An 18470-nucleotide genomic window follows, 5' to 3' on the forward strand; every position below is an offset into this window, starting at 1 on the left:
CTGATACTAATTGCCCGTGAGGCTTGATCCTATAACCTTAAGCAACACCGTTTGTTCAAGATACAATCACAACCAATACCACCTTCTTCCGATTTTGCGTTCGGCGCTTTAACCAGCGACGAGCGAACAAGTTATGCTTGGCGGCCATAGCGCTTTGGACCCACCCCTTCCCATCCCGAACAGGACCGTGAAACAAAGTTGCGCCGATGATAGTGCACTTCCCGTGTGCGAAAGTAGGTCACCGCCAGGCTCCCCATACCAAAAAACCCCAATCTACCTAAGATTGGGGTTTTTTATTGGCCGGTCGTAGCGCTACGACATAACGCAGTTGCGCATAAATCTGTCAAAATATTGACAACTTTCCGGAGCGCGATATGAGTCATTCGGCCAATGAAGTGACGATCGTCAAGATTCCCGTAAGTATCCTCCCCCAAGTCGTGCGCCGCGGTTGGGCGATGTTTGTCAGAACTCGCCCGTTGAGCGTGTCGTTTTCGATGATATTCGCGCTGATCGGGGTGGCGATTCTTGCCAGCATCATGCGTGCGAGTTATGCCCCTTTTATTTTTCCGGTGTCCGGCGGATTTATGTTGCTCGGCCCCTGCTTGTTGGGCGGTTTTTTCGCGATTGCTGACAAAGTGTCGATTGGCCAAGCGTGCAGCGCTGCCGATATCCGCCATGGTTTTTCCCGCACGAATTTCGGGATATCTCTGATCGCCTTGCTTTGCACGATTCTGTTTGTCTTCTGGGTGATCAATGCAGCGTACCAGTACGGTAGCATCATCGGTCGGGTCCCGGAGCCGATCTTCAATCTGATCGCGCCCAGTGCGAATGTGTTGGCGTTCCTGATGTGGAGTTTCGTCGTCGGCGCCCTTTTGGCGTTTGGTGTGTTTGCTGTTTCCGCTTTTTCAGTCCCCCTGCTTTACTATCGGCGCGCGGGGCTCCTGCGTGCCGTTTCCCTTAGCGTCACGGCGGTCTTTCGAAATTTCGTTCCCTGTCTCCTTTGGTCGGCTGTTTTGACGATTTCAATTGTCATCAGCATTGTGATCTTTCCGCTGTTCCTCGTGGCCTTCCCCGTTTTGGCCTACGCAAGTCATTCGCTTTATCGCGAGGTCTTCCCCTCGTAATCCTGTTCAGGCCGCGAAACGCAGGCATAATGTCGCCTTTTCGTGAGGCAATCTAATGTCATTGGTGTCTTTCGGGCAGGGGATTTACGCGATCGACTCCGGTTATGTTCGCGACGGACTGGCCGCGATTTATTTGATTGTTCAAAACGGTCGCGCCGCGTTCGTCGAAACGGGCTGCAATCGTTCGATGGTGCGGGTGATGGCTGCGCTTCAGCAGCTTGGCATTTCACCGGATGCGGTCGATTTCGTTATCCCGACGCATGTCCATCTCGATCACGCCGGCGGTGCCAGTGCCATGATGCGCCAGTTTCCCAATGCGCAACTCGTGGTTCATCCTCGAGGCGCTCGTCATATGGCGGATCCCTCTAAACTGGTCGCCGGGACGATTGGTGTTTACGGCGCCGAGGAAACTACTCGCTTGTACGGGGAGATCCTGCCGATCGATGCGCATCGGATCATCGAAGCCCAGGATGGTTTTTCGGTCAGCCTCGCGGGCAGGCAACTCTTGTGTTTGGACGTGCCGGGGCATGCAAAGCATCATATCGCCATTGTCGATGAGCTCTCTGGCGGTATTTTTACAGGCGATACTTTCGGGCTCAGCTATGCCGAACTGACCGGCCCTGACCGTCCGTTTGTGTTTCCGACTACGACGCCGGTTCAACTCGATCCGCCAGCCTTGCATGCGTCAATGGATCGCTTGCTGGCCTATCGTCCGCCGGCGGTTTACCTGACGCATTTCGGTCGTTTGACCGAGGTGGCGTATTGCGGCGAGGCCTTGCATCGACAGATTGATGCTTTCGTCCAAATGACACTGCAGATCGCATCGACCGGTGAACAGCGTCAAAAGGAATTGCGCGAGGTATTGGCCGGTTTTGCCTTGGCAGAGGTTCGGGCGGTGGGGTGCGAACTGCCCGAGGCGCAAGTTCTGGCGCTCTTGGCCAACGATATCGATCTCAATACGCAGGGGTTGTGCGTCTGGGCTGAGGGTCAGGTTGCGGTAAGCTGAGCCAGGGCTTCTGATGCTGCAAACAAGCCGAATGGCGCCGTGACGCAGACCGACGAGCCAAACCCCGCACAATTCAGTCCGGTGAGCGATGGGATCGCTTCGCAACTGTCGCTCCTTTCCGGATAGCGGACAGGCTCTGTCGAATATACCGCACGAACGCCGAACTTTCGCCGAGGGTCGCGCGGGAAACCGTGTTGTTTGCGTAGCGCCGACCGTACCTTTGAGAGCAGGGGATCCTGAATCGTACGCGACAGATCCGATATCGTAATGCGGGTCGGATCGGTTTGTCCTCCTGCGCCGCCCGATGTGACGATCGGGATGCTATGTGAATGGCACCAGGCGATTAACGCGATCTTGATTCGCACCTGGTCGATGGCGTCTATGACGCAGTCGAATTTACGATCGAGCATCGCGTCGATGTTCTCGTGCGTGACGAAGTCCTCGATCTCGATGACCTCGCAGCTTGGGTTGATCGCACGGATGCGTTCGGCCATGGCGGTCGTTTTTGCCTTGCCGAAGGCATCATCGAGCGCATGAATCTGGCGATTGACGTTCGATTCCGCGACCATGTCGAGGTCGATCAGCGTGATTTTGCCGATCGCAGATCTGGCGAGCGCCTCGGCCGCCCAGGATCCGACGCCGCCAATGCCGATGACGGCGACGTGTGCAGATCGGAAACGCGCCAAGGCGGTTTCGCCATAAAGCCTGCGAACGCCCCCAAATCGCCTAGCGATATCAGTGTCTTCTCCGGACATCAGGCTTCGACAGTCCGGCGGATGATGTGGTTAAAGGGAGCAATCCATTCCGGGGCGAATTGATTGTCACATGCGTTGATTTCAGCGATGGCGCGTAGGACGGAGCGGTTTCGCCCGCGGTGGATATGTTTGAGCATGACTGACTCGAATGCGTCGACGATCGACAGGATCTTCGCGCCGGGACATATTTGTGCGCCGGTGATGCTCTTCGGATAGCCCTGGCCGTCAGGCATTTCATGATGCTGTAATACGATCTCGGCGGCTACTTCCCAGCCGGGGATGCGCGACAAAAAGCCGTATGCGAGTTCCGGGTGGGCACGTAAAGCCGACTTTTCTTCGTCGGTGATGCGCCCGACCTTGAGCCAGACCGATTCGGGCAGGAACATCATGCCGATGTCGTGAATGTAAATTGCGGCTTCGAGTTGTACCGGGTCGACAGGCTTGCCCATCTCGTAATTCGTTTCGCTGGCTAAGCGCAGAAGTCTCGTCGTCCGTCCCTTGAATAGCGGCGAGCGGGCTTCGAGTTGTCCCGCCAGTGTGCGGAAGAAACGCAGGTCTTCATTGGCCTGCTGCTTTGTCCTGAGGCCGTGTGCGGGACTGAGTGCACGCAAGAGCTGAGAGTTTTCCGCGGCGGGGCGGAACCCGGTAACGCTTTCGATCAGCGTGCTTGCTGCGGCGATGATGTCGCTCGGCGCCGTTTGCGAAAGCTGGCCCAGTTGCTGAAGGAGATCGAGCAGTTGCAGGTTGGCGAGCGACCTTCCGGAATACAGCGATTCGACCGCGAGTTCCAGGCGGTCAATGGCGAGCAGGATTGCCTCGGCGAGGATATCGGAAAATTCGATTTCACCATCGCGTAGGCGCGACAGAACGGTTTCGATCGGATGCGCGATGCTGACGGCAAGTTCCACCTTGCAGAGCGTTGCGTCTCCCTTGATGTTGTGTACCGCCCGGAACAGGCTGGCGATGATTTCACGATCGTCCGGCGATGCCTTCAAGCGGGCGACATCCCTTTCGATGCTGGGAGCAAGGTCGGTCAGGGATTCGATGAACTCTTCAAGGGCTTGCTTGTCCGTGATGACCGGAGCGATGATCGTGCTGATGTCCATGAGGATTCGCCTTGTTTTTGGGGTCTCGCCAAAGTGTAGCCGAAAGCTTGTGCATCGTCATTTCTCGTCGAAACTGGCTCGATGCGAAGCTCTGGGCTAAACTCCGGCTTTTAAGAAGGGAATTCGCCATGACCAGCATGACAATGCCGTCGGGTTTGCATATCGAAGAAGTCAAGATCGGTTCTGGCGATACGGCCGAGGCCGGTCATTTCGTTACCGTTCATTACACCGGATGGCTGACCAATGGCTCGAAGTTCGATTCAAGTAAGGATCGGGATGAACCATTCGAGTTTTCGCTCGGCGCGCACATGGTGATCGCGGGTTGGGATGAAGGCGTCCAGGGAATGAAGGTCGGCGGTATCCGGAAATTGACGATTCCGCCGCAGTTGGGCTATGGGAGTCGCGGCGCAGGTGGCGTCATTCCGCCGAATGCGACTTTGGTTTTCGAAGTCGAGCTTCTGGAAGTTTCCGAGGATGACTGAGTCGTCGCGCAAGCCGCTTGGTTTGCCGGACAAGGTGGTTGAGGTCAATCCGAAACGGCGCCCTGTTCGTGGTGGCTCGCCGAATGCCCGGCGCAAGCCGGATGCAGCGCCAACGCCGGAACCGGAAGAAACACCGAAGAAGAAGGATTGGCGTCAGCGGGACGGCCATAAAGAGCCGAGGCCTAAGTCCGCTCACCCGGCGCCAACGCATAAACGGCCGGTACGGGAAGAAAAGCCTGTCGCTCGTCCAAGCGTGTCGAGGACGGAGCCTCCCAGCGGCATCAGGGTTTCCAAACTCTTGGCCGAGCGTGGCTTGTGTTCGCGGCGTGAGGCGGACGCCTACATTGAACGCGGCTGGGTCTTCGTCAATGGCGTCCGCGTGACCGAATTGGGTACGCGCGCCGCCGTCACCGACGAGATTACGCTCGATCGGGCCGCACAAGTGTCGCAGCGGGACCTCGTGACGATCATCCTGCATAAGCCGGTTGGCTATGTGTCCGGACAGCCCGAGCCGGGCTGCGTTCCGGCGGTGAAGTTGATCCTGCCGGAAAACCAGCATGCCACGGCTGCGGGGCAGCGGTTTCAGCCAGGGCATCTCCGGGGGCTGGCGCCTGCCGGTCGCCTCGATATCGACTCGACCGGATTGCTGGTGCTGACTCAGGACGGGCGTGTGGCGCGTCAACTCATCGGCGAAGACTCGAAGGTCGAGAAGGAGTATCTGGTTCGCGTCGAAGGGACTCTTGCGTCCGACGGGTTGGCGTTGTTGCGTCACGGACTCAGTCTGGACGGACGCGCGCTCAAGCCCGCCGACGTCGAATGGCTCAATGACGATCAACTGCGATTCGTCCTGAAGGAGGGGCGTAAGCGGCAGATTCGGCGCATGTGCGAACTGGTTGGTTTGCGGGTGGTCGGTCTCAAGCGCGTGCGCACGGGACGCGTGATGCTGGGCGATTTGCCTCTGGGTAAGTGGCGTTATTTGCGCGAGGGCGAAAAATTCTGAGGGATGGTCATGACCAATGATTTGAAAGATCTCAAGGCACTGGGGCTCAAGGCGACGAGTCAGCGCCTTAGAATTCTGGAGCTTTTTCGCACCTGTTCGCAGCGGCATCTGTCAGCCGATGATGTTCATCGTCTGCTGGCGAAGGAAAACAGCGACGTCGGCCTGGCAACGGTGTATCGCGTGCTGACGCAGTTCGTGGAGAGTGGTCTGCTTGAGCGTCATCAGTTCGAGTCCGGTAAATCGGTCTATGAACTGAAGGCCGGGGAGCACCACGATCATCTCGTCTGCTCGACCTGCGGACACGTCGAGGAGTTTTATGACGAGAGTCTGGAGAAACGCCAAAACAAAATCGCCAAGGATCGCGGCTTTGAAATCAACGAGCACGCGCTCTACTTGTTTGTCGATTGTCTCAACGACGCGTGTCCCCGCCGTCATGGCGAGGACGAAGGCAAGCACTAGGCGGTTGCGTAAAGCGGCGCGTGTCGTCGCGGGGGCCGCTTAGCCGAACCCCAGCGCAACGGCGGTATGGAACGTGATCCATGCCGCCACCCAGGCCAATGTGAAGAGATAGGCCGCCATTACCAGCGGCATCGTCCAGCCACCGGTTTCGCGCTTGACGGTCGCCAGCGTTGCCAGGCACTGGGGAGCGAAGATGAACCAGGCGAGCAAGGCCAGCGCCGTCGCCAGGCTCCATTTTTCCGCGATGACCGGTGCCAGTGCCTCGGCTTTTTCGTCGTCGCTCTCGGCCGAGAGGGCATAGACGGTGCTCAGGGCACTGACGGCGACTTCACGCGCGGCCATGCCGGGGACCAGCGCCACGCTGATCTGCCAATTGAAACCGATCGGTTCGAACACGTTCGCCAGGACTTTGCCCATCCGTCCGGCATAGCTGTATTCGATTGCCGATTCCTGGGCGTCCGGCGGAGCAACGGGGTGGCTGGCGAGGAACCAGAGCGCAACGCTCAGCGCCATGATGATGGTGCCGACGCGCTTGAGGAAGACGGCCGCGCGCTGCCATAGTCCGATAGCGATATTCTGCGCCGTCGGCAGGTGGTAGCTGGGTAGTTCCATCATCAGCGGCCGAACCTGCCGGCCGCTGGCGGTAAAGTGTTTGAGCAGCCAGGCGACGCCCATCGCGCCGACAATTCCCGCCAGATAGAGACCGAACAGCACGAGCCCCTGGAGTTCGAATAGGCCGCCGATTTCACGCGCCGGAATGAAAGCGCCGATCAACAGGGCGTACACCGGAAGACGGGCCGAACAGGTCATCAGCGGCGCGATCATGATGGTGACGAGCCGGTCGCGCGGATCAGCGATGGTGCGTGCGGCCATGATGCCGGGGATGGCACAGGCGAAGCTCGAGAGCATCGGGATGAAGGAGCGGCCGCTCAGTCCAACCCAGCCCATGAGACGGTCGAGCAGGAAGGCGGCGCGCGGCAGGTAGCCCGATTCCTCGAGGACCAGGATGAAGAAAAACAGAATCAGGATTTGCGGCAGAAATACCAGCACACCGCCCGCGCCGGCAATAACCCCATCAACGAGCAGGCTCTTGAACCAGCCGTCGGCGAGGTGGTCGCCAGCCAGTGTGCCGAGCGCTCCGGTTGCCGACTCAATGAGGTCCATCGGCCATTTGGCCCAGGCAAAGACGGCCTGGAACATCAGAAATAGCACGACCGTCAGCAGCAGGGGACCGAGCGCAGGGTGCAACACCCAGCGATCGATGCGGTCACTGGTCGTGTGCGGGACGATCTCGTCGAGCCCGAGGCGCTGGAGAATCCGTTTGATCTCGATATGGTCGCCAGCGTCGTGATTCACGGCATTGCCCGTCGCTTTCTCGGATGCAGGACGTCGCCAGGCTGTCGGGGTGTCGATCAGCTTGACCAGGGCGTCAATGCCGTCGCGTCGGATCGCGACAGTGCTGACGACCGGCAGACCGAGTTCTGCGGCCAAGGCGTCGGCGTCGATCGTGATGCCGCGACTTTCGGCCTGGTCGGCCATGTTCAGCGCGACTGCGCAGGGCAAGCCAAGGCGCTTGACGGCGAGTACGAGGCGCAGGTTGCGGCGCAGGTTGGTCGCATCGACAACGCAGATGACGAGGTCAGGGCGTTTCTCGTCGCGTGCTTGTCCGAAAAGGATATCGCAGGTGACGCGTTCGTCCGGGGAGCGGGGGTAAAGACTATAGGCGCCGGGTAGATCAAGGATGCGTAGATTCTTGCCGGAGGGGGTCGAAAACCGACCTTCCTTGCGCTCGACGGTGACCCCGGCGTAGTTGGCGACTTTCTGATGGCTGCCGGTCAGGCGGTTGAACAGTGCCGTCTTGCCGCAGTTAGGGTTGCCAACCAGCGCCAGCAGCGCGCCGGGCGGATGCAGTTTGATGACCGCTTGTCTCATGCCCCGCTTCCTTCCATGGCCAGCGTTTGCGTCTGTGTTGCCGCCGTCGTTTCGTGCGGGATGACGTCGATGCAGGCGGCCTCGGCGCAGCGTAGCGCAAATGTTGATTGCCCGACCCGGATGACGAGCGGGTCGCCGCCGGGAATGGCCTTGGCCATCAACTCGACGCGTTCGCCAGGGAAAAAGCCGATTTCTCCAAGCCAGCGATCCCATTCACTGGCGATGGGGGAGGGGCGCACGCGGGTGACGAGCAGTTTCTCGCCAATGCTTGCCTGGTCGAGAGAGGTTTCGTTTTGCCGTTGAGAGGGGGTAGGCACGATGGGAGTCCTCGCGAAAGTGGGGCATTGCGTCGCCGTCGGGACGACGTGTGTATTGATTTGTTTCAATGATAACAGTTCCCATTTAAAACGAGAACAGTTATCATTGAAAAAATATATCGTTCCGGGGTGACAACCAAAAGGCGTTGGCGTGGTCCATGCTGTGGAGATCGCCAAAGCCGTCAGTGATGCGCGGGAACGGTTGTTATGACCTCTCCAAACGGGACACGGACGACAATGCAAAGAAAGAGTGTTTTGACAGTACGGCATTTGGTACGCGGGCTTGCCGCACTGGCCTTGATGGCCAGCGGTGTAGCCATGGCGACGGATCCGGAAATCATGCTGCACGAGAACGACACGGCGGAAAAAGGCGAGTTGGTGGCGTCGCTGCATTCGAATTACACGGTGCGCGGGATCAAGGCGACCGATGACGGTACCTGGCCGGAGCAGCGGCAGACGAACCTGATGGCCGAATTCGCCACCGGCTTGGGTCCGGGCTGGGAAGTGGGCATTCACTTGCCGATCCGTCGTGCCGGTATCGATAGCGAATCCTCGCGTTCAGGTGCCTGGGGCGCGTCCGGGGTGATGCTCCGGATCAAGCATGTCACAAAGCTGGAAAACGGGTTTTTCTACGGTTTCAACAATGAGTACGACACGTTTGCGCGTCGCTTTGATTCGGCGCCGCGAGGGCTTGAGTTTCGCGGCATCGTCGGTCGGGAAACCGACAATTACCGGATGACGCTGAACCCGGTACTTGCCCGTGGCTTGGGCGGCGACGAGGAAAGCAGCAAGTATGAGTTCCGTCTCGACGCCAAGGTCGTGCGCAAGATCAGCGAGTCGATGGCGCTCGGCATGGAAACCTATACTCGCTGGGGCAAACTGGGTGACTTGCACCCCGGAAGCCGCGACCGGGTGTTCTATCTGGTCGGCGAATTCGAGCTGCCGGGCGAGAGTTCGCTGCACGTCGGTATCGGCCACGGCGATCGCGACGCGCCCGAAAAGGCGGTGATCAAAGCCGTTTGGTCGACGGCGTTTTGACCTTTCCTGACGAACCGGTCTTTGTTGGGCGTACCCACAGCGCCGGGTCGACGGCGACGCCGTTGAGGTAGACACTCCAGTGCAGATGCGGGCCGCTGGCGCGGCCGCTCATGCCCGAGCGGCCGATTTCCTGGCCGGATGACACGCTTTGTCCGAGAGCGACGTCGATACGGTCGAGGTGACAGACGAGGGTGATGAGTCCGTTGCCGTGGTCGATGAAGATTGTCTTGCCGTTGAAGAAATAGTCGTCGACGGCGAGAACCGTTCCAGCGGCGGCGGCCTTGACGACGGTGCCGCGGGGAATGGCGATGTCGGCACCGCTGTGCGGCGCGCGCGGTTCGCCGTTGAATATCCGACGGTTGCCGAAGCGTCCTGAAAACAGGCCGTCGGCGGGTAAGGTCAGGTGACCATCGGCATCGGGTGTCGGGCGCCAGTGTTGCCGGATTTCCTTGATCCTGGCGATTTCGGCGAGCGCCCGCGTCTCGTCTTCGGGGGACAGTCGGACCTTGCTCATGTCCTTGAGCGTGACGTGTTGTTCGGGATAGTGCTTCGCCTGGATTTCAAAGGACAGCGATTTCTCGTCGGCGCCGTCGCTCACCCGCAACGTATGGGGGCCGGTGGGTGTGTCGAGGGCGATGCCGACCACCGCGATCCATTCTCCACGGTCGCGCGTCACCCACACCGGTTGCTGGTCGAGCCACGCGCGCGGCGCCTGATGATGGACCTCGACCTTGCCGAGCGGCAGCAGGGCAATGCCGCCGGGTACCCGCGATTCGAGCGGCAGCCCCAGGGCGATCATAGGCATCAGTGCCAGCAGACCGGCAAAGCCTTTGCGAGCGCTCATAACGACGCGGCCTTGAAGGTGTCGCATTGGCGGATGTCGCCGCTGTCGATGCCGCGTTTGAACCAGCGGACCCGTTGTTCGGAGCTGCCGTGGGTAAAGGTCTCGGGAACGATACGTCCTTGCGATTGCTGCTGCAGGCGGTCATCGCCGATGGCCGAAGCGGCACGCAGGGCTTGCTCGATTTCGCCCGGTTCGATGATGTGTTTGGCTGCGTCGGCCCGAGCCGCCCACACGCCGGCGAAACAGTCGGCCTGGAGTTCCAGGCGGACCGACAAGGCATTGGCGCGGGTGCGGTTGCTGCCTTGCTGGGCGCGGTGGACCTTGTCCGAGATGCCCATCAGATTCTGTACATGATGGCCGACTTCGTGCGCGATGACATACGCCTGGGCAAATTCGCCCGGTGCGTGGAAGCGCGTGCGCAGGTCGCGGTAGAACGAGAGATCGATATAGACGCGCCGGTCGCCCGGGCAGTAGAACGGTCCCATCGCCGATTGGCCGGTCCCGCAGGCGGTTGGCGTGGCGCCAGAGAAGAGGACGAGTTTGGGGCGGAGGTAGGTTTCACCATGCTCGCGGAATATCCGGTCCCAGGTGGTTTCGGTGCTGGCCAGAATCTTGGAGACAAAGCGTGCCGCTGGGTCGTCGGGTGGCGGCTTGTGGGCCGTGACATGAGGGCTTGATGGCGCTTGCAGGTTGGAAGCCATGCCGAGGATGGCCATCGGGTCGATGCCGAGGAAATAACCGGCGGCGAGTGCCAGGATGACGGTGCCGAGGCCGAGTCCACCGGCGCCGATGCCGCCGCCATAGGACTCGCCACGGCGGTCTTCGACGTTACCGCTTTCTTCCTGATCGTCGAGTCTCATTCTTCGCTTTTCTCTTGTTTGACCGTGTTCTGCTGGTGTTCGCGCGCCTGCTTTTCCCGCAAGCGGGCGTTCTTGCTGTCGTCAAAGAAGACGTAACGGCCGAATAGCTGGCAACCCTTCATGCCCGGGTCGCAGGGCAGGTCGTTGATTTTGCTGCAACGACCGTTGACTTCGTGGGGGCATCCCCATCCTGCGCTTGGCATCGTCGTCCCTTCAAAAAGTGTCCTATTTTCTCCGGCCGGCTGTCTTCGTACAAGTCTTCGGCCTTCTCGGCGTCAGTTGTTGCCGGGGCCGTTCCCGGTGACGACCTCGTCGGCGGAATCGCAGCCTTTGCCAGCCGAAATCGAGCGGGCAAACACGCGTGCTGCGATGTGCCGCAAGCCTTTCGGCAACCATGTGAGGTGGCGCTCCGGGGCGACGATCAAAGCGCAGGCGTAGGTGCTGCCGTCCCAATCGAGGGCCGGGCACTGTCCGCGTCGTCGGGCAAAGAGCAGGCGGCCGATCGGGCAGGGTTCGGCCGCGCAACACACGCCGCAACGGTTGCAGGGCGCGCCGTAAGCAGGCTTTTCCGGCGCCGCCGGGTGGAGCCGGATGGTGTATTCGCGTTCGTCATTCACCGTGCTTGGCGCTCACGCGGCGATCAGAGAAGCGATTCGATGAGCGCCAGGGCTTTTTCCGGCGGGCGGCCAACGACGGCCTGGTCGCCGCAGACGACGATCGGGCGTTCGATCAGAATCGGATGCTGGCAGAGCGCGTCGAGCCATTCGGTTTCGTCCAGTGTCTTGTCGGCGTAGTGTTCCTGGTAAACGCTTTCGCCGCGTCGAACGAGTTCCGACGCTTTCATGCCGAGCTTGTCGAGCAGCGCGCGCAGTTCCTCCCGGCTCGGCGGCGTCTTGAGGTAGTCGATGATTTCAGCCTCGAGCGCACGGCCGGCGACGAGGTCGCAGACGGAGCGGCTCTTCGAGCAACGGGGATTGTGGTAGATGACGAGTGTCGGGTGTTCCATGGCTTTCGCTTTTTTATGGTTGGAGGTCGCTTGGACAGGTGCGGCGCAGTGGGGTTCGTCAGTCGCGGGCGATTGACCTCAGCCCGTCGAGGAGCGACTGGACGGTGGCGGAGCGTTCGAAGCGCCGATGCACGACGACCAGCCACGAGTAATGTTCTTCGTTGAGAGGGATATAACACATGCCGGGAAACTGGATCGGGGTCAGGATATCGGTCAGCAGGCTGACGCCGAAGCCCGCTGCAATCAGGCTGATCATGGTGCCGATCTCGGTAACGTGCTGGGTGACGCGCGGCGTGAAGCCGGATCGGCGGCAGACATCGATGAGGTCGTGCCCCAGGCCGATACCTTCCGGATCGAGAAAGGAGACGAAGTCGTCGTCGGCGAGTTCGGCCAGGGAGATCGACGCGGCCGACGCGAGTCGATGGCTGTCCGGGATGGCCGCGAGGATGCGCTGGCGCGACAAGGGAAAATGTTCGACTCCCTCAGGCAGGCGGTGGGGGAGCGGGGCGCGAACGACGGCGACATCGAGTTCGCGCTGCGGCAGGGCGTCGATTTGCCGGAGAATCGGCAGTTCGTGCATGGCCAGATGGACCTTGGGGTGCTGCTTGCGAAAGGCCGAGAGAAGGTGAGGAAAGGGTTGGTCGAACATCGCCGATCCGACGATGCCGATATCGATGCGTCCGGCTTCGCCACGCCCGATGTCGCGCGCCCGGCGCGTGGCACGCTCGGCATGGTCGAGTACGTTACGCGCTTCGTCGAAAAATGCCTGCCCGGCTTCCGTCAGTTCGATGCGTCGCTTTGTTCGCAGAAAGAGTCGAGTGCCGAGCTGAGTTTCGAGCGCTTTGATCTGCTGGCTCAGGGCAGGTTGCGCAATGCCCAGACGCTCGGCGGCGCGCGCGACGTGCAATTCTTCGGCGGTGGTCACAAAGTACCGGAATTGCCGGAAATCCATGAGCTTCCCTGTTTTATTGATAAGTTTATCGTATCAATAATGGTGTTTTAATACAATTGATAGTGGATATAAAAGCCGGATAATGGCGACTTGTGAAACGATTTCTTTCCGGCGCCGCCCTGAAGGGCAGACATCCTCCTCGAAAAAGCTGTTGCCCGTGTCGTCGGTCTTTTTATTCCTGCCATGGCCTCTTACTCATTGAATCCCGCGCTTGACGCGCCCCATCCGATTTTCTCGAACCGCTCGCTGGTGTTTGCGCTGGCAACCTTGTGTTGCCTGTTTTGGGGGAGTTCGTATCCGGCGATCAAAGGGGGCTATGCGCTGTTCGAGGTCGTGCGTGGCGACATCCCGTCAACGCTGCTGTTCGCCGGTTGGCGGTTTACCCTGGCGGGGCTCGTCTTGCTCGCGTTCGCCCGTATCGGCGGGGCGTCCTTGCGCCTGTCGCGGCGGCATTGGCAAGGCGTCGTGTCACTGGGTTTGGGGCAGACGACGGTGCATTACGTCTTTTTCTACGTCGGTCTCGCCAATACCACCGGCGTCAAGAGTTCGGTGCTTAATGGTGCGGTGTCCTTCTTCGGCGTGTTTCTCGCGCATTTCTTCGTCCAGGGTGAGCGCGTCACTTTGGCCAAGGTCGTCGGCTGCATCGTCGGATTCCTCGGTGTGCTGGCCGTCAATTTCAATCCGGAATTGCTCGACCTCAGCTTCACGCTCCTCGGCGAGGGCTTCGTCCTGATCGCAGCGTTCATCATGGCAGCCGGCATGGTCCATGGCAAAAGCATTTCGCGGACGCTCGATTCAACCGTCATGACGGGGTATCAGTTGTTCATCGGCGGCAGCGTCTTGCTGTTCGCCGGCACCGTCTCGGGCGGGCATCTCGCGGCATTGACCCCGGCATCTGCCGCGTTGATGGCCTTCCTGGTGTTCAACTCGTCGGTGGCTTTGTCACTGTGGAGCGTGCTGCTCAAGTACAACGGCGTCGGCATGATCAGCGTCTTCAATTTCCTCGTGCCGATTTTTGGTGCGCTGCTGTCGGCCTGGTTCCTGAACGAATCGGTCCTGGAATGGAAAAACCTGTTGGCCCTGCTGCTCGTCTGCTCGGGAATCTGGCTGGTCAATCGTCGGCGCTGAACCCCGCCGCCAGTCCCTTGCGCAACCAAGGCTTGATTGTGAACACCCCCTAGGCCCGCCTCGCCCTTTTTTCCTGTGCCATACGGATGAATTGCTGGCACGGGATCGGCGGCGAATAGAAATAGCCCTGGATCGTGGTGCAGCCGTTGTTTTCAAGATAGACGATCTGGGTTTCCGTCTCGACGCCTTCGGCCACCAGTTGCAGATTGAGTCCGCGAGCGATCGAGATGATCGCAAGAATGACGGGGTAGTGGCCCTGCTCGCTTTCGATGGCGCGAACGAAGGCCTGGTCGATCTTGATTTTATGCACAGGGAATCGGTGCAGGTAGGACAGCGACGAGTAGCCGGTGCCAAAGTCGTCGATGGCGATATTGACGCCGAGCGACGAAAGCTTGTGCAGTTGCTCGATGGCGTGCTGAGGACTGCGGATGCAGAGATTTTCAGTGATTTCAGCTTCGACCAGCGACGGCGATATACCGTAATGTGCGAGCGTGGCGCTGATCTTGTCGAAACAGTCGCGATGGTCGAGGTACTGCGGCGAGATGTTGAAGGATACCGGCATTCTGTCGAGCCCCGCTGCCTTCCATTTGAGAAGGTCGCGGCATAATGCCGATAGCATCCAGTCGCTGATCGGAATCATCAAACCGTTTTCTTCCGCGAACGGGAGGAATTCTCCGGCGCTGACGAGCCCGCGTTCCGGGTGATTCCAGCGCATCAGCGCCTCGGCGCCGATGATTTCGCCGCTGCGGCTGTCGACATGCGGCTGGTAATACAGTTCGAACTGGTTGTTTTCCAGCGCGTGCCGCAGATCCTTTTCGAGGACGACCTTCTGGTAGGTGGCGGCGAGCATCGAGGGATCGAAGAAGGAATAACCGTTCTTGCCGCCGCCCTTGATGTGGTACATGGCGATGTCGGCATGACGAAGCAGTTCGTCGATCGACTCGCCGTCGTGCGGGTACACGGCGATGCCAATACTGGCCGAAATATAAAGCTCGATGCCATCGAGGAAGAAGGGGTGGCGGAGCGCTTCGAGGAATTTCGCGCTGATGATCTCGGCATCCTGCCGGCTGTGCAGTTCGGGCAGGACGACGGTGAATTCGTCGCCGCCGACGCGGGCCAGCGTGTCGCTCTTGCGCAGGCAGTCCTTGAGCCGCATGGCCGCTTGCTGGAGCAGTTCGTCGCCCTTGACGTGTCCGAGCGTATCGTTGATCAGCTTAAAACGGTCGAGGTCGATGAACATCACCGCGACGTCGCAGCAGTTCCGCTGCGACTGTGCGATGGCGAGTCCCAAGCGATCCTTGAACAGGATCCGGTTAGGCAGGTCGGTCAGGATGTCGTGGTAGGCTTGGTAGGAGATCAACTGCTCGGCGCGTTTGCGTTCAGTGATGTCGCGCGCGACGCCGTAGGTCCCGAAATACTGCCTGTTCTGCGCCATCCGGTCTTGCGAGTACATGCCCATCGAATTGAAGGAGATGGTCATGAAGGTGTTTTCGAAGGTGCGCTCGTCGTCCTGGTGCTGGTTCTTGAGGCGCAATTCGATGTTGCGCGAGGCACGTTCGCCAACGCGCCGTTCGTTGAAGACGTAACGGGCGCGTTCCAGATCCTCGTCGTGAACAATCGCCGAATAGTGCTCGCCGACCAGTTCCGTCGCCGTGTATCCGAGCAGCTTCTCGATGCGGCTGTTGACGTAGGTGAACCGGCCGTCGGGGTCGAGGGTGTAAATGATGTCGGGAGAGCTATCGACGAGGTAGCGGTAGAGCTTCTCGGAGCATTCGAGTTGCCAGGAAATCCGCTGGTTTTCAGCTTCGAGGTGTTTTTCCACGAGCGCATGCCGGATTGTCTTGAGCAGGTCGGCACGCGAATAGGGTTTGCGCAGGTAATCGTAGGCGCCCCGTTTCATCGCCGATACTGCGCCTTCGATGTCGGTTTCGCCGCTGATGACGATGACCTTGGTCGCCGGCGCGTTGGCGCGGACAAAGGCCATGATGTCGTGGCCGCTGCAGTCGGGCAGGCGCAGGTCGAGCAGGATCAGGTCGAACTGGCGTTGATCCAGATGGGCGAGCGCCTGGGCGCCCGAACTTGCCGTCGACAGTTCGTAAGGTTCGTCGTCGAGCAGGGCAGCCAGGCTGTCGAGCATGCGGGGTTCATCGTCGACGAGCAGCAGCCGTGGCTTTTCGTCGGCGCCGGCAGTGTCACCCGCGGCTTCCGGTTCGCGGGGCCGGAGAGCCGCTTCGATGGCGGCGGAATCTTCAGTCGAAATCAGGTGAATCATGGTGCGATCTCCCCGGCAAAGGGTTCCGGTTTGACGTTGGTGGCGGCGGGGATGATCATGTCGAAAGTTGTTCCCCGAGCGCTGCTGCGGCAGGAAATATGCCCGCCGGTTTGCTTGACGAGGTCATGGACGATGGAGAGGCCAAGTCCTTGATGGGTGCCGCCTTTGCCTGAGGCGACCGGCGCGAACAGCGAGGACAGCGTTGCCGGCGGAATTCCCGGGCCGTTGTCGCGTACGCTGAGTTCGACGTAGCGTTGCCCGTCGCGATGGACGCTCCCCTTGTTGGCGAGTACGACATCGCCGCCTTCGGGAATGGCCTCGATGGCATTCTTGACGAGATTGATGAGAATTTGCTTGAGTGCGCCCGGAGGGCAGGCGACCTCGCAGCGTTCTTCCTCGATCTCGGCGCTCACCAGGGTCGCGGCTTGCGATTCGCGTGTGTCCACGAACATGCGAACGACATTGCCGATGATTGCATTGGCATCGGTTGCCGGCGATTCGTCGCCGTCGGCATTGATGAGATGGCTGACACGGTCGAGCTCTTCGTGCAGGACGGTGATTTCCTTTGCGGCGATCTGGTGCTTGTCGAGCTTGCCTTCGAGAACGCCGAGGTAGTTCTTGATGATCGAAAGCGCATTGTTGCTCTCATGCACGATCCTTCTCGGCATCGTCGCGACATCGGCGCTCCGATGCGTGTCGGACGTTTCTTTGGCGACGAGGTCGGATCCATGCAAGGCCGCCCCGGCCTGGGCGCCAAAGGTGTGCAGGAAACGTTCGCGACTGCGCAGCGCCGGAACCTGAGCGCGGTGGATGCCGCCGATCAGAATGCCGATAGGATTGCCTGTGTGCGTCACCGGGATGCTGATCAGGCCGTCGCAGCCAAGCAGTCGCATGAGCTGGCTTTCGGCGAGGTCGAGTGAGTCCGGGTCGTGCTCGATGATGATGGCTTGCTGCGATCTTGCCGCTTGCGATAGTCGGCTGGCGCCGGTAGCCCGGAGGGTGAATCCCTTGAGGCGTTGCCGGTGTTCCGTCGTCGGCGTGCCGATCAACGCATCGCCGTTGGCATTCTTGCGAAAAAGGATGATTTCCTCGATGCCGAACAGGATCCTGACCGATCCGGCAATGGCTTCCATCGCCGCCGCCAGCGGTTTCGGCCGGGCCACGAGCGATTGATGCAGTTCCTTCGTCAGCATGGCATTGCGCACTTCTTCGGCGAGGGCCTGCTGGATGCTTTCCTGTGGCGATTGCGGCGTGGCGCCGGGTGCGACGGGATGCGCGCCGGCATTCTTTTCGGCAAGTTGCGCCAACTGTCCGGCAATTTCCCAACCATCGGCCGGAACGATGAGATCGTCGGCGCCGTTGAGGTCGATGCCCAGCGCTTCGGCATAATCGCGGACTTTATCGTGGCTTTTCTCGCGGATTGCGGCAATGTCGGCCAGGGCGACGCCGCATGCGGCAGCGGTGCCCGCCAGCAGCTCGTCGTCATCGGGGCGCTGGCTGATCAGATGCGAGAGGATGATGGTGCCGACGAGCGGGTGTGCGTCGTCGATGGCGGCGCTGCGATGGTGATAGAGCAGACAATCGGACAGGAAGGAATCGAGATTCCATCGGTCGGCGAGGATGGCGCCGGCCTCGGTGTGATTCAGGTTGAGCTGTCCGTGTTCAATGTCGGGGAGGCGGTCGTCGTCGCTGGCGAAGAAAAGAAAGGCGAATTCGCGATCGGTCGCGGAGAGCAGCGCCAGTCGCCCGACGTCGTGGAGCAATCCCGCCAAGTAGGCTTCTTCGGGGGAGACGGTGCCCGATTCGGCAGCGAGGGACTTGGCGATGACGGCGACGGTCAACGAGTGCTTCCAGAAAGCGCGGAGATCGATGCCGTTGGACTGGTTCAGCGAGTTGAAGACCTGAGAGACTGACTCGTTGATGACCAAGGTCCGGATCATGTCGGTGCCGAGCGTCGCCAGGGCGGATTCGAGGCCGAGCGCCCGTCCGCTACGATGGAAGGCGGAACTGTTGGCGACGCCGAGCACCTTGCTGGTGATGCCGGGATCCTTGGCGATCAGGTCGGCGAGTTCGCTCATGCCAGTGTCCTCGTTCTGACAGCGTTCCATCAGCTTGAGGAGAATCTGCGGCATGGCCGGCAAGCGGGCAGAGAGCAAGCGGCTGCGAATATCCGTGGGGACCTGTTGCAT

Annotated in this window: 19 protein-coding genes and 1 rRNA gene; 8 read left to right on the plus strand and 12 right to left on the minus strand. The window is 60.2% G+C overall.

Annotation, left to right across the window (positions count from 1 at the left end):
• Nucleotides 1-136 precede the first annotated feature (136 nt).
• From rrf to BLR25_RS16805, 3 genes are all read left to right on the plus strand, one after another.
• A 5S ribosomal RNA gene (rrf, locus tag BLR25_RS16795) occupies nt 137-250 on the plus strand.
• A 124-nt stretch (nt 251-374) separates the two neighbouring features.
• Nucleotides 375-1124, plus strand: a complete 750-nt coding sequence (locus BLR25_RS16800) for a DUF2189 domain-containing protein (protein WP_091939227.1) — start codon at nt 375-377, stop codon at nt 1122-1124.
• Between the two features lie 55 nt (nt 1125-1179).
• Nucleotides 1180-2130, plus strand: coding sequence for an MBL fold metallo-hydrolase (locus BLR25_RS16805; RefSeq protein WP_091939229.1), 951 nt, complete (start codon nt 1180-1182; stop codon nt 2128-2130).
• Here the strand turns inward: BLR25_RS16805 and tcdA are convergent.
• Nucleotides 2112-2885, minus strand: a complete 774-nt coding sequence (tcdA, locus tag BLR25_RS16810) for a tRNA cyclic N6-threonylcarbamoyladenosine(37) synthase TcdA (RefSeq protein ID WP_091939231.1) — start codon at nt 2883-2885, stop codon at nt 2112-2114. The two genes, BLR25_RS16805 and tcdA, sit on opposite strands and share 19 nt — an antisense overlap.
• On the minus strand, nt 2885-3991 hold the full coding sequence (locus BLR25_RS16815) for an HD-GYP domain-containing protein (RefSeq protein WP_091939234.1): 1107 nt from the start codon (nt 3989-3991) through the stop codon (nt 2885-2887). Before BLR25_RS16815 ends, tcdA begins: the two co-directional genes overlap by 1 nt.
• Nucleotides 3992-4119: 128 nt before the next feature.
• Between BLR25_RS16815 and BLR25_RS16820 the strand changes: the two genes are divergently transcribed.
• Genes BLR25_RS16820 through fur form a run of 3 tightly spaced genes read left to right on the plus strand, consistent with a single transcriptional unit; the run spans nt 4120 to nt 5932 of the window.
• On the plus strand, nt 4120-4473 hold the full coding sequence (locus BLR25_RS16820) for an FKBP-type peptidyl-prolyl cis-trans isomerase (RefSeq protein ID WP_091939236.1): 354 nt from the start codon (nt 4120-4122) through the stop codon (nt 4471-4473).
• Nucleotides 4466-5473, plus strand: coding sequence for a pseudouridine synthase (locus tag BLR25_RS16825; RefSeq protein ID WP_091939238.1), 1008 nt, complete (start codon nt 4466-4468; stop codon nt 5471-5473). The genes BLR25_RS16820 and BLR25_RS16825 overlap by 8 nt, the downstream gene beginning before the upstream one ends.
• A 9-nt stretch (nt 5474-5482) precedes the next feature.
• Nucleotides 5483-5932, plus strand: coding sequence for a ferric iron uptake transcriptional regulator (gene fur, locus BLR25_RS16830; protein ID WP_091939368.1), 450 nt, complete (start codon nt 5483-5485; stop codon nt 5930-5932).
• A gap of 39 nt (nt 5933-5971) precedes the next feature.
• On the opposite strand, the gene feoB is transcribed toward fur, so the two are convergent.
• Together feoB and BLR25_RS21570 are read right to left on the minus strand one after the other, a co-directional pair.
• Nucleotides 5972-7864, minus strand: coding sequence for a ferrous iron transporter B (feoB, locus tag BLR25_RS16835; protein ID WP_091939241.1), 1893 nt, complete (start codon nt 7862-7864; stop codon nt 5972-5974).
• Complete coding sequence (locus tag BLR25_RS21570) at nt 7861-8181, minus strand: FeoA family protein (RefSeq protein ID WP_218122790.1); 321 nt, start codon at nt 8179-8181, stop codon at nt 7861-7863. The genes feoB and BLR25_RS21570 overlap by 4 nt, the downstream gene beginning before the upstream one ends.
• Nucleotides 8182-8436: 255 nt before the next feature.
• Between BLR25_RS21570 and BLR25_RS16845 the strand changes: the two genes are divergently transcribed.
• Nucleotides 8437-9219, plus strand: a complete 783-nt coding sequence (locus BLR25_RS16845; protein WP_176785957.1) for a hypothetical protein — start codon at nt 8437-8439, stop codon at nt 9217-9219.
• Here the strand turns inward: BLR25_RS16845 and BLR25_RS16850 are convergent.
• The 6 genes from BLR25_RS16850 to BLR25_RS16875 form a co-directional block, all read right to left on the minus strand.
• Nucleotides 9191-10063: a M23 family metallopeptidase gene (locus tag BLR25_RS16850; protein ID WP_091939247.1), complete on the minus strand. Its 873-nt coding sequence runs from the start codon at nt 10061-10063 to the stop codon at nt 9191-9193. The genes BLR25_RS16845 and BLR25_RS16850 overlap by 29 nt on opposite strands.
• Nucleotides 10060-10923, minus strand: coding sequence for a KPN_02809 family neutral zinc metallopeptidase (gene ypfJ / locus BLR25_RS16855; RefSeq protein WP_091939249.1), 864 nt, complete (start codon nt 10921-10923; stop codon nt 10060-10062). The genes BLR25_RS16850 and ypfJ overlap by 4 nt, the downstream gene beginning before the upstream one ends.
• Nucleotides 10920-11126: a hypothetical protein gene (locus BLR25_RS16860; RefSeq protein WP_091939250.1), complete on the minus strand. Its 207-nt coding sequence runs from the start codon at nt 11124-11126 to the stop codon at nt 10920-10922. The genes ypfJ and BLR25_RS16860 overlap by 4 nt, the downstream gene beginning before the upstream one ends.
• Nucleotides 11127-11198: 72 nt before the next feature.
• Nucleotides 11199-11540, minus strand: coding sequence for a hypothetical protein (locus BLR25_RS16865; protein ID WP_218122791.1), 342 nt, complete (start codon nt 11538-11540; stop codon nt 11199-11201).
• A gap of 23 nt (nt 11541-11563) precedes the next feature.
• Nucleotides 11564-11929 (minus strand): arsenate reductase (glutaredoxin), encoded by a 366-nt coding sequence (arsC, locus tag BLR25_RS16870; RefSeq protein WP_091939252.1) that lies wholly within the window; start codon nt 11927-11929, stop codon nt 11564-11566.
• Nucleotides 11930-11987: 58 nt separating this feature from the next.
• Complete coding sequence (locus BLR25_RS16875; RefSeq protein ID WP_091939254.1) at nt 11988-12881, minus strand: LysR substrate-binding domain-containing protein; 894 nt, start codon at nt 12879-12881, stop codon at nt 11988-11990.
• A 198-nt stretch (nt 12882-13079) separates the two neighbouring features.
• Here BLR25_RS16875 and BLR25_RS16880 point away from each other — a divergent pair, with 198 nt between their 5' ends.
• Nucleotides 13080-14009, plus strand: coding sequence for a DMT family transporter (locus BLR25_RS16880; protein ID WP_245715593.1), 930 nt, complete (start codon nt 13080-13082; stop codon nt 14007-14009).
• A gap of 49 nt (nt 14010-14058) precedes the next feature.
• Here BLR25_RS16880 and BLR25_RS16885 read toward each other — a convergent pair whose 3' ends face one another.
• Nucleotides 14059-16281 (minus strand): putative bifunctional diguanylate cyclase/phosphodiesterase, encoded by a 2223-nt coding sequence (locus BLR25_RS16885; protein ID WP_091939257.1) that lies wholly within the window; start codon nt 16279-16281, stop codon nt 14059-14061.
• Nucleotides 16278-18470, minus strand: a complete 2193-nt coding sequence (locus BLR25_RS16890; RefSeq protein WP_091939259.1) for an HDOD domain-containing protein — start codon at nt 18468-18470, stop codon at nt 16278-16280. The genes BLR25_RS16885 and BLR25_RS16890 overlap by 4 nt, the downstream gene beginning before the upstream one ends.

The sequence above is a fragment of the Propionivibrio dicarboxylicus genome (assembly GCF_900099695.1).
Lineage (GTDB): Bacteria > Pseudomonadota > Gammaproteobacteria > Burkholderiales > Rhodocyclaceae > Propionivibrio > Propionivibrio dicarboxylicus.